22 protein-coding genes are annotated in these 18,026 nt (G+C 40.8%); 13 read left to right on the plus strand and 9 right to left on the minus strand.

Features of this window, described 5'->3' with window-relative positions:
- Positions 1 to 498 carry a DinB family protein gene (locus ABD772_RS14835; RefSeq protein WP_345106080.1) on the minus strand — a complete coding sequence of 166 codons (498 nt, stop codon included), beginning with the start codon at positions 496 to 498 and terminating at the stop codon, positions 1 to 3.
- 50 nt (positions 499 to 548) lie between these two features.
- Complete coding sequence (locus tag ABD772_RS14840) at positions 549 to 974, minus strand: VOC family protein (RefSeq protein WP_345106083.1); 426 nt, start codon at positions 972 to 974, stop codon at positions 549 to 551.
- A gap of 144 nt (positions 975 to 1,118) precedes the next feature.
- Here ABD772_RS14840 and ABD772_RS14845 point away from each other — a divergent pair, with 144 nt between their 5' ends.
- Positions 1,119 to 2,087 carry a GlxA family transcriptional regulator gene (locus tag ABD772_RS14845; RefSeq protein ID WP_345106085.1) on the plus strand — a complete coding sequence of 323 codons (969 nt, stop codon included), beginning with the start codon at positions 1,119 to 1,121 and terminating at the stop codon, positions 2,085 to 2,087.
- On the opposite strand, the gene ABD772_RS14850 is transcribed toward ABD772_RS14845, so the two are convergent.
- Positions 2,088 to 2,510 (minus strand): secondary thiamine-phosphate synthase enzyme YjbQ, encoded by a 423-nt coding sequence (locus ABD772_RS14850; protein ID WP_345106088.1) that lies wholly within the window; start codon positions 2,508 to 2,510, stop codon positions 2,088 to 2,090.
- Positions 2,511 to 2,631: 121 nt separating this feature from the next.
- Here ABD772_RS14850 and ABD772_RS17600 point away from each other — a divergent pair, with 121 nt between their 5' ends.
- Entirely contained in the window at positions 2,632 to 2,829 is a 198-nt protein-coding gene (locus ABD772_RS17600) for a YqaE/Pmp3 family membrane protein (protein ID WP_425562837.1), read from the plus strand.
- Between the two features lie 2 nt (positions 2,830 to 2,831).
- On the opposite strand, the gene ABD772_RS14860 is transcribed toward ABD772_RS17600, so the two are convergent.
- The gene (locus ABD772_RS14860; protein WP_345106091.1) at positions 2,832 to 3,335 is read right to left on the minus strand and encodes a hypothetical protein; all 504 of its coding nucleotides are present in this window, start codon (positions 3,333 to 3,335) and stop codon (positions 2,832 to 2,834) included.
- 156 nt (positions 3,336 to 3,491) lie between these two features.
- Here ABD772_RS14860 and ABD772_RS14865 point away from each other — a divergent pair, with 156 nt between their 5' ends.
- On the plus strand, positions 3,492 to 4,181 hold the full coding sequence (locus ABD772_RS14865) for a class I SAM-dependent methyltransferase (protein ID WP_345106094.1): 690 nt from the start codon (positions 3,492 to 3,494) through the stop codon (positions 4,179 to 4,181).
- A 68-nt stretch (positions 4,182 to 4,249) separates the two neighbouring features.
- A complete protein-coding gene (locus ABD772_RS14870) occupies positions 4,250 to 4,924 on the plus strand; it encodes an SIMPL domain-containing protein (RefSeq protein ID WP_345106096.1) in 675 nt (224 codons plus the stop codon).
- A gap of 57 nt (positions 4,925 to 4,981) precedes the next feature.
- On the opposite strand, the gene ABD772_RS14875 is transcribed toward ABD772_RS14870, so the two are convergent.
- Both ABD772_RS14875 and ABD772_RS14880 read right to left on the minus strand, forming a co-directional pair.
- Positions 4,982 to 5,368, minus strand: a complete 387-nt coding sequence (locus ABD772_RS14875) for a hypothetical protein (RefSeq protein ID WP_345106098.1) — start codon at positions 5,366 to 5,368, stop codon at positions 4,982 to 4,984.
- A 35-nt stretch (positions 5,369 to 5,403) separates the two neighbouring features.
- Positions 5,404 to 5,850, minus strand: coding sequence for an acyl-CoA thioesterase (locus ABD772_RS14880; protein WP_345106101.1), 447 nt, complete (start codon positions 5,848 to 5,850; stop codon positions 5,404 to 5,406).
- Between the two features lie 137 nt (positions 5,851 to 5,987).
- Between ABD772_RS14880 and ABD772_RS14885 the strand changes: the two genes are divergently transcribed.
- Complete coding sequence (locus ABD772_RS14885; protein WP_345106103.1) at positions 5,988 to 6,425, plus strand: Hsp20/alpha crystallin family protein; 438 nt, start codon at positions 5,988 to 5,990, stop codon at positions 6,423 to 6,425.
- A 256-nt stretch (positions 6,426 to 6,681) separates the two neighbouring features.
- On the opposite strand, the gene ABD772_RS14890 is transcribed toward ABD772_RS14885, so the two are convergent.
- On the minus strand, positions 6,682 to 7,179 hold the full coding sequence (locus tag ABD772_RS14890) for a YajQ family cyclic di-GMP-binding protein (protein ID WP_345106106.1): 498 nt from the start codon (positions 7,177 to 7,179) through the stop codon (positions 6,682 to 6,684).
- Between the two features lie 163 nt (positions 7,180 to 7,342).
- Here ABD772_RS14890 and ppk1 point away from each other — a divergent pair, with 163 nt between their 5' ends.
- The 7 genes from ppk1 (at position 7,343) to ABD772_RS14925 (ending at position 14,957) form a co-directional block, all read left to right on the plus strand.
- The gene (gene ppk1, locus ABD772_RS14895) at positions 7,343 to 9,397 is read left to right on the plus strand and encodes a polyphosphate kinase 1 (RefSeq protein ID WP_345106109.1); all 2,055 of its coding nucleotides are present in this window, start codon (positions 7,343 to 7,345) and stop codon (positions 9,395 to 9,397) included.
- Positions 9,394 to 10,287, plus strand: a complete 894-nt coding sequence (locus ABD772_RS14900; protein ID WP_345106112.1) for a Ppx/GppA phosphatase family protein — start codon at positions 9,394 to 9,396, stop codon at positions 10,285 to 10,287. Before ppk1 ends, ABD772_RS14900 begins: the two co-directional genes overlap by 4 nt.
- A gap of 261 nt (positions 10,288 to 10,548) precedes the next feature.
- A complete protein-coding gene (locus ABD772_RS14905) occupies positions 10,549 to 11,109 on the plus strand; it encodes a UbiX family flavin prenyltransferase (RefSeq protein ID WP_345106115.1) in 561 nt (186 codons plus the stop codon).
- An 86-nt stretch (positions 11,110 to 11,195) separates the two neighbouring features.
- The gene (mtaB, locus tag ABD772_RS14910) at positions 11,196 to 12,515 is read left to right on the plus strand and encodes a tRNA (N(6)-L-threonylcarbamoyladenosine(37)-C(2))-methylthiotransferase MtaB (RefSeq protein WP_345106117.1); all 1,320 of its coding nucleotides are present in this window, start codon (positions 11,196 to 11,198) and stop codon (positions 12,513 to 12,515) included.
- 28 nt (positions 12,516 to 12,543) lie between these two features.
- On the plus strand, positions 12,544 to 13,716 hold the full coding sequence (locus ABD772_RS14915; RefSeq protein ID WP_345106120.1) for a prolipoprotein diacylglyceryl transferase: 1,173 nt from the start codon (positions 12,544 to 12,546) through the stop codon (positions 13,714 to 13,716).
- Positions 13,709 to 14,188 carry a GtrA family protein gene (locus ABD772_RS14920; protein WP_345106123.1) on the plus strand — a complete coding sequence of 160 codons (480 nt, stop codon included), beginning with the start codon at positions 13,709 to 13,711 and terminating at the stop codon, positions 14,186 to 14,188. Before ABD772_RS14915 ends, ABD772_RS14920 begins: the two co-directional genes overlap by 8 nt.
- A complete protein-coding gene (locus ABD772_RS14925; protein WP_345106126.1) occupies positions 14,163 to 14,957 on the plus strand; it encodes an inositol monophosphatase family protein in 795 nt (264 codons plus the stop codon). Before ABD772_RS14920 ends, ABD772_RS14925 begins: the two co-directional genes overlap by 26 nt.
- Positions 14,958 to 15,067: 110 nt before the next feature.
- Here ABD772_RS14925 and ABD772_RS14930 read toward each other — a convergent pair whose 3' ends face one another.
- Together ABD772_RS14930 and purB are read right to left on the minus strand one after the other, a co-directional pair.
- A complete protein-coding gene (locus ABD772_RS14930) occupies positions 15,068 to 15,619 on the minus strand; it encodes a NifU family protein (protein ID WP_345106130.1) in 552 nt (183 codons plus the stop codon).
- A gap of 240 nt (positions 15,620 to 15,859) precedes the next feature.
- The gene (gene purB / locus ABD772_RS14935; RefSeq protein ID WP_345106133.1) at positions 15,860 to 17,203 is read right to left on the minus strand and encodes an adenylosuccinate lyase; all 1,344 of its coding nucleotides are present in this window, start codon (positions 17,201 to 17,203) and stop codon (positions 15,860 to 15,862) included.
- A gap of 214 nt (positions 17,204 to 17,417) precedes the next feature.
- Between purB and ABD772_RS14940 the strand changes: the two genes are divergently transcribed.
- Positions 17,418 to 18,026, plus strand: a complete 609-nt coding sequence (locus tag ABD772_RS14940; RefSeq protein ID WP_345106136.1) for a TetR/AcrR family transcriptional regulator — start codon at positions 17,418 to 17,420, stop codon at positions 18,024 to 18,026.

Consider the following 18,026-nt stretch of genomic DNA (forward strand, 5'->3'; position numbering starts at 1 on the left):
CTAACCTGCCAAAGCTTTGGCTATTTTATGTAATTGAAAAATGTGGCGCCGGGTATGAACAATATAAAACCAAACAAACTCCAGGCGCGTAAATGCGCCGAATCCCGGTACTTCAAAAACCAGACAGATGGGGCTAAGATCCAACGTTTTTGCCGCCTCAATTAATTTGGTGAACTTGTCGTTAATCATATCCAGTAATTCTTGTTTCGCATATTTTTTATCTGATGGATAAATAAAATCGGGCGACTGCATTTTGATATCCATATTCAAAAATAAATCCGATACCGCCTTTATCTTCTCACCCGGATTGCGATTGGATGGTTTGGTTTCGGCATATAAAGTGCCGACGCCAACTGCGTTTAAAATGTGCTCGATTACCTGCGCTGCCGTCCAGCTTTCTTTAAAAGGTATCGCATTTAATTTATCCTCAGGAATTGAAGAAAAGGTTTCAATCAACTCGTTATAAGTGTTTTGTAGTTTAGTTATAGTGTCTTTCATATTGGGTATTTAAGGCACCCTGGTGTGAAACAGGGTGCTTGTGACGTATTTTATTTCTGACTATCATCGTAGTTGACCATCCATTGTACGCCAAATTTGTCAACCAACATACCGAACCACGCACCCCAGAACATCTTTTCTAAAGGCATTTGCACATTGCCACCTTCACCAAGCCCGTTAAATAATTTGTGGGCTTCTTCCATGCTGTCAGGAGTAATGGCTACGGAGATGTTATCACCAAAGTTTAACTTTTGTCCGGCTGACTCCAGCGCATCAGTGCCCATTAGCAGGTTACCGCCAATAGGCAATGCTACGTGCATGATGCGCTCTTTATCCTCGGGCGACATACTGTCGCCGTGAGGGGTATCTTTAAAACGTTGCAGGAATACGAATTCGCCGCCAAATACTGATTTATAAAAATTAAAAGCTTCTTCTGTGTTACCTAAAAAGTTAAGGTATGGATCGATCTTTGCCATGGTTGTGTTTTTTAAGTTTTTGATGTTTGTTTTAGTTAGGCTAAGGTAAGGGCTATTTTTCGATGCGATGATGTGCGGAAATGTCAACTATAGGGGGTATTCGGGACATTTTTTTTATATTTATCACGTTACTAAATTTAACAAATGACACAATTAGGCATATTGCTCACCAATAAATACCGCTTGCTCAGCGTGGCAGCCATATTGGACGTTTTTGAAAGCGTAAATAAATTTTATGCAGCCGATGGTAAAGAACCGGTATTCAATATCTCATTATTTGCCGCCAACCAGCCCGATGAAAAAGCAGTGGAGTTTAATGATCGGCAAATTCTGTCGTTGGAGAGTGCGGCAAAGCAGGATTTGATATTTATCCCGGCGTTTAATGCTACTGATATTGTGGCGGCCATACAGGAAAATCACCGGTTTATACCCTGGCTGCGGCAACAATATCAGGCAGGTGCCGAACTAGCCTGCGTTTGTACAGGTGCATTCCTGTTAGGTGCTACGGGATTACTTGACGGAAAAGCCGCAACTACGCATGTTGATGCGTGCGAGGTTTTTGCCAACGCCTTTCCGCAGGTAAAACTTCAGGCCAATAAAGTAGTAACCGGCGATGGCGGCCTTTATACCAGCGGCGGTTCAACGTCGAGTTTTCATTTAATGCTGCACTTGCTGCAAAAGTATTGCGGCAGGGATATAGCGGTGCGTATAGCAAAATTATTTTCGATAGATATGGACCGCGAGCAGCAAACGTATTTTAGGACGTTTGCTCCGGCGCAGGTACATAATGATGAGCTGGTGGCTATGGCGCAACGAAGTATTAAATCATCATACCATAATACCGGAACCATTGAAGAACTGATTAAAGAAATTCCGGGTAGCCGCCGTAATATTGCCCGGAGGTTTAAACAGGTAACCGGCATTACGCCGATAGAATATTTGCAGAAAACGCGCATAGAAGCGGCCAAAAGCCTGTTGATAGAAACTAATCAGCAAATGACTGAAGTGATGATCAATTCCGGGTACAGCGACCCTAAAGCATTCCGCAAGATATTCAGAAAAACAGTAGGCATGACGCCAACTGGCTACCGGGAGAAATTTTATATGGGGTAGTTACTCGCCCCAGGCAGTGATCATCAAACTGCGCGAGCCGCCGTAATTGCGGTGCTCGCACAGATAAATACCCTGCCAGGTACCTAATGCAAAACGCCCATTGCGGATAGGAATGTTTACCGAACTGCCCAGCATAGCTGCTTTCAGATGTGCGGGCATGTCGTCCGGGCCTTCGTCATCGTGCACATAGTCAGGGTCATTCTCAGGTACAGCTTTGTTAAAATACATTTCAAAATCTTGACGCACGGTTGGGTCTGCATTTTCATTAATAGTTAATGAGGCCGATGTATGCTGAATAAAAACCTGGCAGATACCAATTTTGATCTCACTGATCTGTGGCAGTGCTTGTAAAACTTCGGATGTTATTAAATGAAAGCCGCGACGGCGACGGCTTAGCTGAATCTGTTGCTGGAATATTTTCATGATACAGGCGTAAAATAACGCACTGGTAATAACAATGCAAATTAATAATAGTTATAGCGATAACTGTAACCATTTGAGGTCGAATGGGTCTAAATAGATATTAGTCTATAAACGTACTGCGATGCGCTATTTTCTTTGTTTGATATTACCACCTTTGGCCGTGTTTACCACAGGTCGTATAGGAGCCTTTATACTTAATTTATTCCTGACTTTATTTTTCTGGATTCCCGGAGTAATTCACGCCGTGCTGGTTACCAATGATTATTATGCTGCTAAACGGCACCGGCAGTTAGTACGTGTAATGAAACGTACGCACTAACATTATTGCCTAATATAATGAGTTGATTGCGTGATTTTATAAGAGACATTTATACCCAACTTCCAACTGGCCGGCAAAGTGCCCGTTGTGGTGCTTTCCAAATCCATGTCGGTTGTATTTATGCGCAAAATTGGTTTGGTAGCTTCGCCGCCAATATTTTGTTTAAGTAATAAATTGCTTCCTAAAATAGTGTAAGTTAGGTAAGAGGTTGTATCGGCAGTGGCAACAATGGTGTTAGATTTAACTGTAGGTATTGTAGTTACATAACTGTTGCCATTGGCCAGGTAAATTTCAAGCCAGGCACGGTTTGCATTGTTGCCGGTAAACGTAATGGTCGAATCTTTTACCAGCTCGTTACTGCTTAAATCATAAACTTTTGTGTTTTGTCCGGTTGACTTCCATGTCCCAACAATCAGCTTGGCATATTGCGTTCTTATGCTGTCATTCTTTTTACAAGAATAAATGCCGGCAATCATAACCAATAAAAGTAAAAATGATCTTTTCATTCGGGAGATAGGAAATCTTAGGGGAGAGGTTTAAAGATACTTAAATAAACGGTGGTAATACCTTTGTAACGATAATTTTAGATTGATAATCAACAGCTTACGTTGCCTTTATGTTTTGACGATGTTTTAGCTAACTTGCCGCCAATTTCAACAGCTATGAATGATGTTTTAGGTCATGCATTGTACGACTATTGGCACCAGCAGTCTCCCTCCAAATTATGGATCAACAATAAATACGGCCCAAAAGAGGAAATGCCTGTTGTTACTTATTTTCGCGAAGAAGATGACATGCCGGATATTGAATGGATGGCGATGGAACAATGCCGGGGCAAAGTGCTGGATATTGGTGCGGGAGCAGGTAGTCACGCTTTGTATTTGCAGGATCAGGCATTAGATGTTACTGCTATAGATATTTCACCGCTATGCGTCAAAACAATGCAGGAGCGGGGTGTAGTTAATGCGATTGAAAGCAATATCTTTTCCTACCGGCAAGGTGGATACGATACTTTGTTATTGCTGATGAATGGCATCGGACTGGCGGGCACAATTGAGGGGTTGAAAACGCTCTTGCTTCATGTTAAAACCTTATTAAACCGCGATGGTCAGCTGATATTCGATTCATCAGACGTCGCCTATTTATATGCCGGTAATTTGCCCGAACAAGGTTATTACGGCGAAATCGAATATCAATACACCTATAAAAAGCTGAAGACCGAATGGTTTAAGTGGTTATATGTTGATGAGCATACCTTGCGGCGAGTAGCCATTGAATGTGGTTATTTAATGGAGGTATTGATCGATGATGAACACGGTCAGTATTTAACCCGTTTAATAATAGCTTCTTAACTTATTATTTATTGATCCGTTTAAACTTTGTACATATTATTTGTTCTATATCCATAAAATTCGATACTATGAAAAAGCTATTTATACTTGCCGCACTAACTATTGCAACCACTTATACCGCTTTTGCACAGGGTGTTGACCTGCGCCGCAAAATCGAAGTTACCGGCACTGCCGAACAGGAAGTTACTCCTGATATTATCAACGTTACCATTTCTTTGCAGGAATATAGCAAGGTGACTATTGGTCAGCTGGAAAAACAATTAGAAGATGCTGTACGCGACGCCGGTATTCCAAAAGAGGACTTTACCGTAAATAATCTCTCAGCTTATAATTACAGTTACCAGAAAAAAAAGAATCCTGAATTCATGGCGTCAAAACAATATGGTATCCGTTTTCATGATTTAAATAAATTTAATCAGATACTTAGTAAGATAGATGCAAAAGGCATTCAAAGCACCAATATTGACAGCTACGATTATTCAAAAGCTGATCAGCTAAAAAACGATCTGAAATTGAAAGCATTGCTGGCTGCAAAAGCTAAAGCTACCTTTTTGCTGGGCGGCCTGAATGAATCTTTGGGGCCGGTGTTGAATATTACAGAAAATGATATCAGTAACTATCCTCAACCACGTGCTGTGATGTTCAAGACAATGGCTGCAGATATGGTGCAACCTTCAGACATCGACTTTAAGAAAATTAAACTGAGTTTTCAGATCAATGCCGTATTTCAGATTGGTAAATAAAATCAGAATAGATAAGATAAAAAAGTAATGCCCCGTCACCGGCGGGGCATTTGCTTTTTAATGAGGTATTGTGTAGCTAAACTCAAAGCCGGTAGCCGAGCCACTTGGATGGCTTACAACAGGGCCCAGCGGTTTGTCTTTATAAGTAATAGTCGCAGTTAAACTTCCTGCCGATTTGGTGAGTGCCTCTATGATCACCTTATGGCCCGGGGATGGGGTAAAGTAATAATCCAGACCCGTTTTGTCATAATCATCTTTGATTGAAAACTCGTTTGTTACGGTATCTTGTTCGGTAATGTTATATGAAAATAACTGGTCGCTGTTAATGACAATATGCATCGTGCCCGGCGCGGTTTTGGTAGTAGTAGCTATTTGTTTAGTGTCGTCTTTTTTACAGCCAAAAGCAACTAATAATAGCAAAATATATAGGTATTCTTTTTTCATGGTAAACATCTTGTTAATGTTAACGGTTGATGTAACTAATTAGTATTCAGTATTAAACGAGGTTCGTCATGAGCAATCATTTGCTCTCGCTCGCGGGTTGGGATAGGTACCGATTTATTAGCCGAGTAGTCATAACTAATGCAAACGGTTTTGCCCGTAGTGCAAATCTCCTCGCCAGTGGGTGTTACCTTAACCAATACCTGCATCACATCAAAACTACTATTACCAATACGTGTTACACGCACATAGCAGGCTATTTCGTCGTGCAGGGTAATAGGCTTTAAGTAATTGACCTCGCTGCGGCCTACGATGATGCCATGTTCACTCAAATTCCAGCTGATGGCATCTTTCCAATAATTAAACCGGGCTATTTCAAAATAAGTGAGGTATATCGCATTGTTAACATGGCCTACAGCATCTATATCCGAAAAGCGGATAGGTATGGGAGTGCGAAATTTATAATCTGATAGTTTTTCAGCCATTGAGTGTCATTATGTCGGTTTGTAATTAGTTTAAATGACAAACGGTCATTTAAACCCAATCAAAATGCCACTGGTATGGCTCTTGATTGAGTAATACCAAAATTAACAATAAAATAAAAACTTAGGAGGATATAACAATGACTTTAGTAAAATTTGGCAAGGAGCCCAAAAACAATTTCGTAAATCCGTTTTTTAATGACGTTTATTCAGTATTGAACGATTCATTTTTGAACGAACGAGCCGCTTTTCGTACACCTGCCGTGAATATCGCAGAAACTGATGCTCAATTTGAAATTGAACTCGCTATCCCTGGCCTAAACAAAGAAGATATAAAGATCAACCTGGATAAAAATGTATTAAGCGTTTCGGCCGATAAGAAAACTGAAACTGTTGATGAGAACAAGAAATTTACCAAACGCGAATACAGCTTTAATTCGTTCAGCAGATCATTCACCTTACCCGAAAGCACAGATTATTCAAAAATCGAGGCTGATTATGTTAACGGTATATTGAAATTGACTATCGCTAAAAAAGAAGAAGCTAAATTTCAAACCAGGGAGATAACTGTAAAATAATATAATCCGGATGTTCCGAAAGTCCGCGGCGGTGAAGGTGGTTGTGTTTTTGCGAAAGCCCGGACTTAGGAAATACCGGTAAAGAGTGTTTTCATAATAAGTAATGTTGGTTTAGTTTGAAGAGCCGTCTGGAAGGACGGCTCTTCTGTTTTAGCCGCACCCAAACCTTTCGCGGTAGTAGGGCTTAAACAGTTATATCAAATAATAACATAGGTCAAAATCTCCCCGGAAGGGGAGATTTTGAGGGGCTATGGAGCTAATTACGCATATTGATATACTGCAAAGGCTGTCCAAAATCGTCTTTACGGCAAAGCGCTATAACAGATTGCAGGTCGTCTATTTTCTTGGCTTGAACCCGCACCTGGTCATCCATAATACTGGCCTGAACTTTAAGGCCGCTGTCTTTTATTTTTTTGACGATCTTTTTAGCCGTCTCCTGTTCAATACCTTGTTTTACTTTAATTTCCTTGCGGATCATGTTGCCCGAGGCGGCCTGCTCTTTACCGAAATCCAGATCTAAAGCCTTTGGGTCGAGCTGTTGTTTTACCATACGGCTGATAATGGAATCCTGAATGGCTTTGAGACGCATATCATTCTCAGTAACCACAGTTACAATGTTGGTCTTTTTATCCAGGTCAACAGTGCTTTTTGAGTCGTTAAAATCATAACGGTTCAAAATATCCTTTTTTGCGATGTTGATGACGTTGTCCAGCGTCTGGCCGTCAATCTTGCTTACTATATCAAAACTTGGCATAGTTAAAATTATTCTTTGAGTAAGGTACAAAATTACTATTTAAATGGCTATAAAATCAAATTGTAAGCTTGTGTGTTAAAACAATCAGATATAGTGATATATTAATATTAACTTAACAAATAAATAAGCAGCTTTGCCATAATGCCCGCGGGCGTTGTTTTATATGGATATTAAACGGGTACCTTTAATTAACAGAGAGATAAGTTGGCTGTACTTCAATGAGCGTGTTTTGCAGGAAGCTGCCGATCCTACTGTCCCGTTAATTGAACGTATAAGGTTTCTGGCAATATTTTCATCAAACCTCGATGAGTTTTACCGTGTAAGGGTAGCCACGCTGAGCCGCCTGGCCAGTCTGAACGAGAAATCAAAAGAAATACTGGGATATAATCCAAAAAAGATATTAAACCAGATCAAAAATCTGGTAGTAAAGCAGGAGCGTAAGTTTAACGATCTGTATGAAAATATTATCGTAAAGCAACTGGCCGAAGAGAAGATATTTTTGCTTAACGATAAACAACTGAACGTAGCCCGCGGCACTTTTGTACGCGATCATTTCAGAGAAAAGTTACTGGCTACGCTGGTACCCATCATGCTTAATAATGCCAGCGCGCTGCCCGAGCTGCGCGACCGCGCCATTTACTTTTTTGTAAAATTGATCAAGGATAAAAAAGTAACCTATGCATTGATCGAAATACCCGATAATTTATCCCGTTTTACTGTACTACCTGAAACCAACAACCTAAAGTTTATTATTCTGCTGGACGACATCATCAGGTATTGTTTAGAGGATATTTTTTTCATTTTTGAGCATGATAGTATCGAGGCTTATTCGATACAGCTTACCCGGGATGCCGAGCTGGACCTGGATAAAGAAGTAAGCGGTAAGTTTATCGACTCATTAGCCAAAAGCTTGCAGAAGCGAAAAAAAGGTAAACCAATGCGTTTACTGTACGACTCTGAGATGCCAATGGATATGTTAAAGTACCTGGTAAATAAAATGGGTTTGCACGGAGAAAGTTTGATACCCGGCAACCGCTATCATAACTTCAAGAATTTTATATCATTTCCTAATGTAGGTTCGCCAGAGTTAGAGTATGCCAAATATCCCGCACTGCCGGTTGATAACCTCACTTTTGATCGCAGCTTAATGGCGATGATTGCCAAAAGAGATTATCTGATCAACACACCTTATCAAACGTATGATTACGTGATCCATTTTCTTCGTGAGGCGGCTATTGATCCGATGGTAAAAGAGATTAACATAGCAGTTTATCGTTTGGCCGAAAACTCACGCATCATGCATGCGCTCATCAACGCCGCCAAAAATGGTAAAAAAGTGAATTGCCTGATAGAGCTGCGTGCGCGTTTTGATGAGCAAAACAATATCACCTGGAGCCGGCGGCTGGAAGAAGAGGGGGTGAACGTGATTTACGGTATCGACGATTACAAGGTTCATTCAAAAATATGCCTGGTAAGCCGTATGGAGAAAGATAAGCTGGCTTATTATGCTTGTTTGTCTACCGGTAATTATAACGAAAAGACCGCTCGTATATATGCCGACCACACTTTGCTTACTGCCAGTAAAAAAATTACCGGCGACCTGGTTAACGTTTTCAAAGCGCTTAATAAAGGTGTGTTGCCTAAAGGGTTAAAACATCTTATTGTATCGCCGATTGATTCTCGCCCGGCAATTTATAAGTTGATTGATAACGAGATTAAAAATGCCAAAGCTAAAAAGCCGGCTTACATGATTCTGAAAATGAATAGCCTTGCCGATGAGCAATTGGTGCTGAAATTATATCAGGCCAGCAATGCAGGGGTAAAAATTCAACTAATTGTTCGTGGTATGTGCTGCCTGTTGCCGGGTGTGAAAGGGTACAGTGAAAATATCGAGGTGATCAGCATCGTTGACAAATACCTTGAGCATGCCCGTGTTCATATTTATTGTAATGGCGGCAATGAACTCATCTACCTTACTTCGGCCGATTTTATGACGCGTAATATTGATACCAGGGTTGAAGTTGGTTTTCCTATCTATGACAAAGGTGTGAAGAAGGAGATAAGAGATATCATCAACATTCAGCTAAACGATAATACCAAATCCCGAGAAATTAACAAAGACAATACCAATAAATATCATAAAACTAAATCAGAACTACCCGTACGGTCGCAAATTGATATTTATACTTACCTGAAGAATAAAAATAAAGCAAATTGAGATACGCAGCTATTGACATTGGATCGAACGCGGTAAGACTACTCATCGCGGATATCAAAGAGAATGACGGCACAGTGTCGTTTAAAAAAAATACCCTGGTGCGTGTGCCGCTGCGTTTGGGCGATGACGCATTTTTAAGTCACAAAATATCAGATAAGAAAACGATCGACCTGGTAAAAACTATGCAGGCTTTCCATAATCTGATGGATGTTTACAAGGTAAGCGAATACATGGCTTGTGCAACGTCGGCCATGCGCGAAGCGAGTAACGGTGCTGAAGTAGTTAAGCAGATCAAAAAAGAAGCAGGTGTCGACCTTGAGATAGTTCAGGGGCAGACAGAGGCTAAGATTATATATGCCTCGCGTGCCGAACAGAACATCGACAAAAATAAAAACTACCTATACATTGATGTAGGCGGCGGCAGTACTGAGCTTTCACTATTTTCGGCAGGAAAATTGGCTGCTTCAAAATCGTTTAACATTGGTACTATACGTATATTAGACAATCAGGATACCGAAGAATCATGGGCAGCTATGCGCGATTTTATTCGTGAGCATACGCGCCAGCTTAAAGGTGTTTTTGGTATAGGTACCGGTGGGAATATTAATAAGCTTTACCGGATGTCCGAAGAAAAGAATGGCTCTCCCATGAGCCTGAGTAAGCTTAAATCGTTGTATGATTACCTGAATTCGTTTTCATTAAAAGACCGGATCAATGTCCTGGGTTTAAATCAGGATAGAGCGGATGTAATCATTCCGGCATGCGAAATTTATCTGTCGGTAATGAAATGGGGTGGCATCAAAAATATTTTCGTTCCAAGTGTTGGAATGGTAGATGGAATCATTCAGATCCTGATAGATGAAAAAATTATGAAAACCGCATTAAAATAATTTTAATTTTTTGTTTAATAATTAAAAAACTGTTATTACATTTGTAGTGCCCTCTCAAAGGGCATGTTTTTCATAGGTAGATGTAGGGTCGGGTACTTGTATTCGACCCTTTTTTTGTGCCGCTTAATTTCCCAAAGGAGAGAAGCCCTATCTTCGTAAAATTGTCATTAAGAGTGTAACATTGTGTAACATATCCTAACTTTGTGTTGCAAATTGCTATCCAAAGTCTCCATTTGGGGAGATTTAGAGGGGGCGTGAACTATGAAAAAAATTGTGATTGCTATTACCGGTGCCAGTGGCTCTATATACGCTAAACTGCTGCTGCAGAAGTTTCAACAACTCGATAGCCAGATTGCCGAAGTGGCTGTAGTGATGTCTGATAACGCTAAACAGGTGTGGCAGTTTGAATTAGATAATCAGGATTACGGCAAATTTCCCTTTAAATTTTATGCAAAAAATGATTTCATGGCTCCCTTTGCATCAGGTTCGGCAAAGTTTGATACCATGGTTATCGTACCTTGTTCAATGGGCACCCTGGGCCGCATAGCCGGCGGTATCTCTGACGATTTGATCACACGCGCTGCCGATGTCATGCTGAAAGAGCGCCGAAAATTGATTCTTGTGGCACGAGATACTCCTTTTAATTTGATCCATATCAGAAATATGGCTACCGTTACAGAAGCAGGGGCTATTGTTTGCCCTGCTGTGCCGTCGTTCTATAACAAGCCTAAAACAGTTGAAGAAGTGGCGTTAACTGTAGTAAATCGTATTATTGATTTGATGGGATTAGAGAGTGAAAGCTATCGCTGGGGAAAGGAGTAATCACAGCATTAATTATTGAGTTAGAATGAGGGTTGGACAAGCTTTTCTACTCGATAATTCAATAATTAGTATATTTGCAGCCGCAAATGAATAAAAAAGTAGCATTTTATACGCTGGGCTGTAAACTCAATTACTCAGAGACGTCTACACTGGGCCGTTTGTTTAGCAATGCCGGCTTTGATACCGTCGACTTTACGGATACCCCCGATGTATATGTGATCAATACCTGCTCTGTTACAGACAATGCCGACAAGAAGTGTAAAAAGGTGGTGAAAGAGGCATTAAGGGTATCTCCCAATGCTTACGTTACCATTGTAGGTTGCTATGCACAATTAAAACCTAAAGAGATATCGGAGATACCTGGGGTTGATATGGTTTTAGGTGCTGCTGAGAAATTTCAAATCGTCGATCATATTACAGATCTCACCAAAAGAGAAAAAGCGGTAGTTTATAATCAGCCGGTATCTGAGGCTAACGAGTTTGTGCCAGCCTATTCATTTGGCGACAGAACCCGCACTTTCCTCAAAGTACAGGACGGCTGCGACTATTCTTGCTCATTCTGCACTATCCCGCTGGCCCGTGGTGCCAGCAGAAGCGATACTATCCCTAGTGTTATTCAGCAAGCCAGGCAAATTGCGGAGTCGGGAGTGAAAGAGATCGTACTAACCGGTGTTAACCTGGGCGATTTTGGTATCATTAACGGTCAACGTGAGGCACGTTTCTTTGACCTGGTTAAAGCTTTAGATGAGGTTGAAGGCATCGACCGCATTCGCATTTCATCAATCGAACCCAACTTATTAACAGACGAGATTATTGCCTTTGTAGCGCAATCAAAACGTTTCGTGCCGCATTTTCATATACCGCTACAATCAGGTTCTGATAAAATTTTAGGGCTGATGCGTCGCCGTTATAAGCGTGAGCTATACGCCGATCGCGTAGCTAAAATCAAAGAATTAATGCCCGATTGTTGCATTGGAGTCGACATCATCGTTGGTTTTCCCGGCGAAACACGCGAAGACTTTATTGACACGTATAACTTTCTTAACGGTTTAAATATATCATACCTGCACGTATTTAGTTATTCTGAACGCGCCAATACTTTGGCCGCCGAAATGAAAGGAACGGTGCCCGGCTCAACCCGCGCAGATAGAAGTAAAATGTTACACATTTTATCAGATAAAAAACGCCGTGCTTTTTATAACAGTCAGCTTGGCAGAGCGGAGGAAGTTTTGTTTGAGGGTGATATCAAAGAAGGCTTTATGCACGGCTTTACGCGCAACTATGTAAAGGTAAAAACCAAATTTGATCCAGTACTGGTTAACGAGCTTAAAAAGGTTTGTTTAACAAATATTTCATCTGACGGTGATGTTGAAATAACCGAAAGCCAGGAAATATTGGTACATTAAGCCTATATTCGCAGCAAATTAGTTAGCTATGTTTCCAAGCTTAAGTTCTCTTATTAAATATCTCTTCGGTTTAGACATCCCGCTTCCGGTACAAACTTTCGGTTTTTTTGTGGCCTTGGCTTTTATAGCGGCCTATTGGGCCTTTGTGCAGGAATTTAAACGTAAAGAGAAGCTTGGGGTTATCCATTCGTTTGAAAAGACGGTTACTCTTGGTAAACGCATTAGCATTGCAGAATTATTAGCTAACAGTTTATTTGGCTTTATATTAGGATTTAAACTCGTGGATATGGTATTTAACTACCATGCTATGATTGATGATCCACAGGGCTTTTTGCTATCAAGCCGCGGTAATTTTATAGGCGGTGTTGTATTAGCTGCTGTATTTGCTTACTGGGCCTACGCCGAAAATAAAAAACACATATTACCAAAGCCCGAAACCCGAGTGATAAAAGTACACCCTTACGAGTTAATGGGTAATATTTTACTATGGGCAGCGATATTCGGCTTTGCCGGTGCAAAGTTGTTTAATGCGCTGGAGAATTGGAACGATTTTATGGCCGACCCGGTAGGTATGCTGATTGGTTTTAGCGGACTTACCTTTTATGGCGGATTAATTTGCGGGGGGGCTGCGGTATTATATATAGCTTATAAACACGGTATTAAACCATTAACCATGTTAGATATTGGCGGACCTGGCATGATGCTGTCTTATGCGATTGGTCGCATTGGTTGTCAAATGTCGGGCGACGGCGATTGGGGTATTCCAAACCTGGCCCCCAAACCTGGTTGGTTAAGCTGGGCGCCAGATTGGATGTGGTCTTTCAATTTTCCGCATAATGTGAGTATGGAAGATGCAGGTAACCGCATTGCCGATTGCGTTGGTAAATTCTGTAATGTATTAAAACAACCCGTATATCCTACCTCATTTTATGAGTGTGTGGTTTGCTTATTGTTATTTGCTGTGTTATGGGCTATTCGCAACCGTATTAAAACACCGGGCATTATGTTTGGTATTTATCTGGTGATGAATGGGGTTGAACGTTTCCTGATCGAGCTGATCCGTGTGAATACCCGTTATCATGTTGCCGGGATATCATTTACTCAAGCTGAGATGATATCGCTTTTCTTAACTTTAGGTGGTATAGTGTTAATTGTAACCGGGTTAAATCACCAGAAAAAAAAGGCCATTAAGCATGGCTAAGCAATCGCTCAGAAATAAATTGTTAGAGAATCAGGTTATAAGGTTCGTTTTCTCGGCGGGAATGGGCTTTCTGGTGGATATTTGCGCTTTTTATGTGCTTTATCATAATCTGCTTGATCAGCCAAAATATACGGTATTCAATTATGGTGTTAATAATTACAAGTTATCGTTAGCCGTATCTTTCTTTTTAGGTGTGATAGTTAATTTCCTTATCACCAAGTATGTGGTGTTTACTGAGTCAAGTACATCAGGCGCGAGGCAGTTTATCAGGTTTGCGTCGGTAGCTGTTATTGGCTTTTTTGCTAATTTATTGATATTGGATTTCTTTGTACAGCAGGTACATTTATATGCGCCTGTGGCACGTATTACTGCTGCATTAAGCCTGTTCTTTGCCAGCTTTTTTATCCATAAATTTTTCTCATTCAGCCTTTCATTAAGACATCAACATGCAACTGGAGCAGATAGCGAATAGGGTAATTGAACTTTCAAAACAAGCCGGTGATTTCATCCGTCAGGAAAGAAAAACTTTCAGCACAGACAGAATAGAGTACAAAGGACTGAATGACCTGGTATCATATGTTGATAAAACTGCTGAAGGTATTATCGTAGCCGGACTGGAAAAGATATTGCCTGAGTCTGGTTTTATTACTGAAGAGAAAACCAGCACTAAAATGGCTGAACGTTATAACTGGATCATTGATCCGTTGGATGGTACCACCAATTTTATACATGGGGTGCCCGTGTTCTCGGTGAGTATCGCCCTAAAAGAATATAATGAATTAGTGCTCGGTGTAGTATACGAGATCAATCAGGATGAATGCTTTTATGCCTGGAAAGGCTCGCCGGCATACCTGAACGGTCAGGAAATAAAAGTTAGCCCGGCCCCTAAAATTAGCGATAGTTTGATCGCTACAGGTTTCCCGTATTATGATTTTGTAAAACAACCACAATACATCGATCTGTTAACGCATTTGATGAAAAGCTGCCACGGCATCCGCAGATTAGGCTCGGCGGCCACTGATTTGGTTTACACCGCTGCCGGAAGGTTCGATGCATTTTACGAATATAATTTAAACGCCTGGGACGTAGCCGCAGGCATCGTTATTGTAAAACAGGCAGGCGGCCACGTTGTAAATTTCAGCAGCGGAGATGAAGTAATCGAGTCGCGGGAGCTACTGGCTACCAACGGCAAAATTACCGATGAAATGCTGAAGGTGATTCAGGAATATTTCAACAAATAAATCTAACTACAGCAAAAAAGGATCGTACTCAACATACGATCCTTTTTTGTTGTATAGTAGATCAGAAACCTACATCCAATCAACTAACTTTAATAAAGTGCTTAACAAAATTAAATCGCTTCCGACACCACTTCAGTAACTTCAGGAACCATGCGTTTTAACAGGTTCTCTATGCCGGCTTTCAGCGTGATAGTTGATGATGGGCACCCGCTGCATGAGCCGCGAAGCTCAACGGTAACCACACCTTCATCAAATGAGCGGTAAGAGATAGCGCCACCGTCCTGCTCAACAGCCGGGCGGACGTAATCATTTAATATTTGTTGAATTTTGATCTCTGTCTCAGTACCTTCAAATGCCACATCTTCTTTTTGTTCCTCTATCTGTACTTTAATCTCAGACTCAACAGCGCCTTTAACAAACTCTTTCAGTATGGGCTCAATGTCCTGCCATTCGCTGCCTTCGGTTTTGGTAACAGTAACAAAGTTGCTGGCGAAGAACACGCCATTCACAAATGAAAATTTATAAAGCTCTTTAGCAAAAGGCGAGTTTTCGGCACTTTCTCTGGTAGGGTAGTCTACACTACCATTAATCAGCAACTTGTTCACAATGAACTTCATGGTTGCCGGGTTGGGCGTTGATTCGGTATATACGTTGATATTCATCTTGATGTCTGTTTAATAACGTAACAAAGTTAAATAGCTTTTTGGTTATTGTGTAATGCTAAATTAGTTATGACGGGACGGTGACTGATGGTTTTGATGTGCAGATTGCGGATATATAATGGTTTTATATTAAGATGTCATTTTAAGATGTTCATTTTGAGCGATAGCGAGAAATCTATATACAAGCTTATGAATGGGTGTATAGTTTCTACCGTTGGTCGAAATGATAAGGCGAATTAGTTATATCCCGGTGTAATTACTTGGGCTTATCCGTTTAATCTCTTCCTTCACGCTATCACTTACATTCAAAGTATCCACAAACTCAGCAATAGTTTGGGTATTAACCGTTGTATTAGTGCGGGTCAATTCTTTTAAAGCCTCATAGGGGTTAGGGTATCCTTCGCGGCGCAGGATAGTCTGTATAGCTTCAGCAACAACGGCCCAATTGGCTTCAAGGTGTGCATTCAAGGCGCTTTCATTTAATAATAATTTACCTAAACCTTTTAACGTTGATTTGATGGCTATCAAAGAATGCGCCACTGGTACACCTATATTACGCAATACGGTCGAATCTGTCAAATCGCGCTGTAATCTTGAGATTGGCAGTTTAGCAGCCAGATGCTCAAACAGAGCATTAGCGATACCCAGGTTACCCTCTGAGTTCTCAAAATCAATAGGGTTAACTTTATGCGGCATAGCTGACGAACCTACCTCGCCGACTTTGATTTGTTGCTTGAAGTAGTTCATAGAGATGTAGGTCCACATGTCGCGGTCCAAATCCATCAATATATTATTGATCCGTTTCAGTGCATCGCATTGTGCAGCAAAGTTGTCGTAGTGCTCAATTTGAGTGGTGAATTGCGAACGGCTCAACCCCAAAATGTTATTCACAAAGTGATTGCCGAAAGTTTTCCACTCAATCTCCGGATAGGCCACATTATGCGCGTTGAAATTACCGGTAGCGCCACCAAATTTGGCTGATGTTGGAACTTGTTTCAACAAGATCAATTGATTTTCCAGTCTCTCAATAAAAACCTGTATTTCTTTACCCAAGCGGGTAGGCGAGGCTGGCTGGCCATGTGTGTGTGCCAACATGGGTATATTATCCCAGTCTTCTGCATATTTTTTCAGAATTTCCAGTAATTCTTCAATCGCTGGGTAGTAAACTTGTTCTAGAGCAAGCTTGAATGAATATGGTATGGCTGTATTATTAATATCCTGCGATGTTAAGCCGAAATGGATAAATTCTTTATACTCCTGTAAACCTAAATCGTCAAACTTTTGCTTGATAAAATATTCAACAGCCTTAACATCATGATTGGTTATTTTCTCAATATCCTTTATGCTTTGGGCATCAGCTTCGCTGAAATTTTTATAAATGTCGCGTAACTTTTCTTCCAGATTTTTATCAAAATCCTGAAGTTGAGGCAACGGATGCTGGCATAAAGCTATAAAGTATTCAATCTCTACAAACACCCTGTACTTGATCAAAGCATATTCCGAAAAGTAAGCGCCAAGGTCGGCAGTAACTCTTCTATAGCGGCCATCAATTGGTGAAATTGCAGAAAGTGGAGTAAGTGTCATGAGCGGTTGTGATTTTTTGCAAAGGTAACAAAATCCGTCATAGCTTCTCTAATCCGATAACGATCGGATGCGCCGACAGGTGAGACGTTAGTGTTGGCTTACAAAAACTTTCTTCCGGGGGGAGGTTTGGGACGGGTTAACACCTGTGGAAAACATTTTTTTTTGGAAACTTTGTAATCTAAAAATGTTTCCATAGTTTTGACCAATCAAGTCAATGAGTCAAATAGAGCGAATAATACAAGGTGGAGAGGAGCTGTTTTTGACAGCCGGGATAAAGAGTGTAACAATGGATGACATAGCTAAACACCTGGGCATGTCTAAAAAAACCATCTATCAATTCTTTAAGGATAAGAATGAATTGGTAGTGGCTTTGGTAAAAAAGAAGCTGCAGGAGGATGAGGATCAGATGTGTGCGTTGATCAAAAAATCTGACAATGTGATAGAGGAGATGATCAATATGATGAAATGCTCTGAAGAGATTTTTTCCAGGATCAACCCCATAGTGATACATGATCTGCAAAAATATCATCCTGAGGCATGGCAGCAATTTCAGGCTTTTAAAGCCGAGGTGATAGTTCACACTTTAGAAGAACTGCTAACTAAAGGAATTAAACAGGGGTACATCCGCCCGGACATCGATGTAAAGATCATGGCGCGTATGCGGGTAATGCAGGTAGAAACAGGCTTTAATACCAATATTTTTCCGTTGGCCGAGTTTAGTCCGTGGAAAGTGCAGTATCAATTGCTGGAGCATTTCAACTTCGGTATTTGTACGCTTAAAGGATATAAACTATTAGATGAATATAAAAATGTAAATACATAA

It is taken from the genome of Mucilaginibacter panaciglaebae (assembly GCF_039539265.1).
GTDB lineage: Bacteria > Bacteroidota > Bacteroidia > Sphingobacteriales > Sphingobacteriaceae > Mucilaginibacter > Mucilaginibacter panaciglaebae.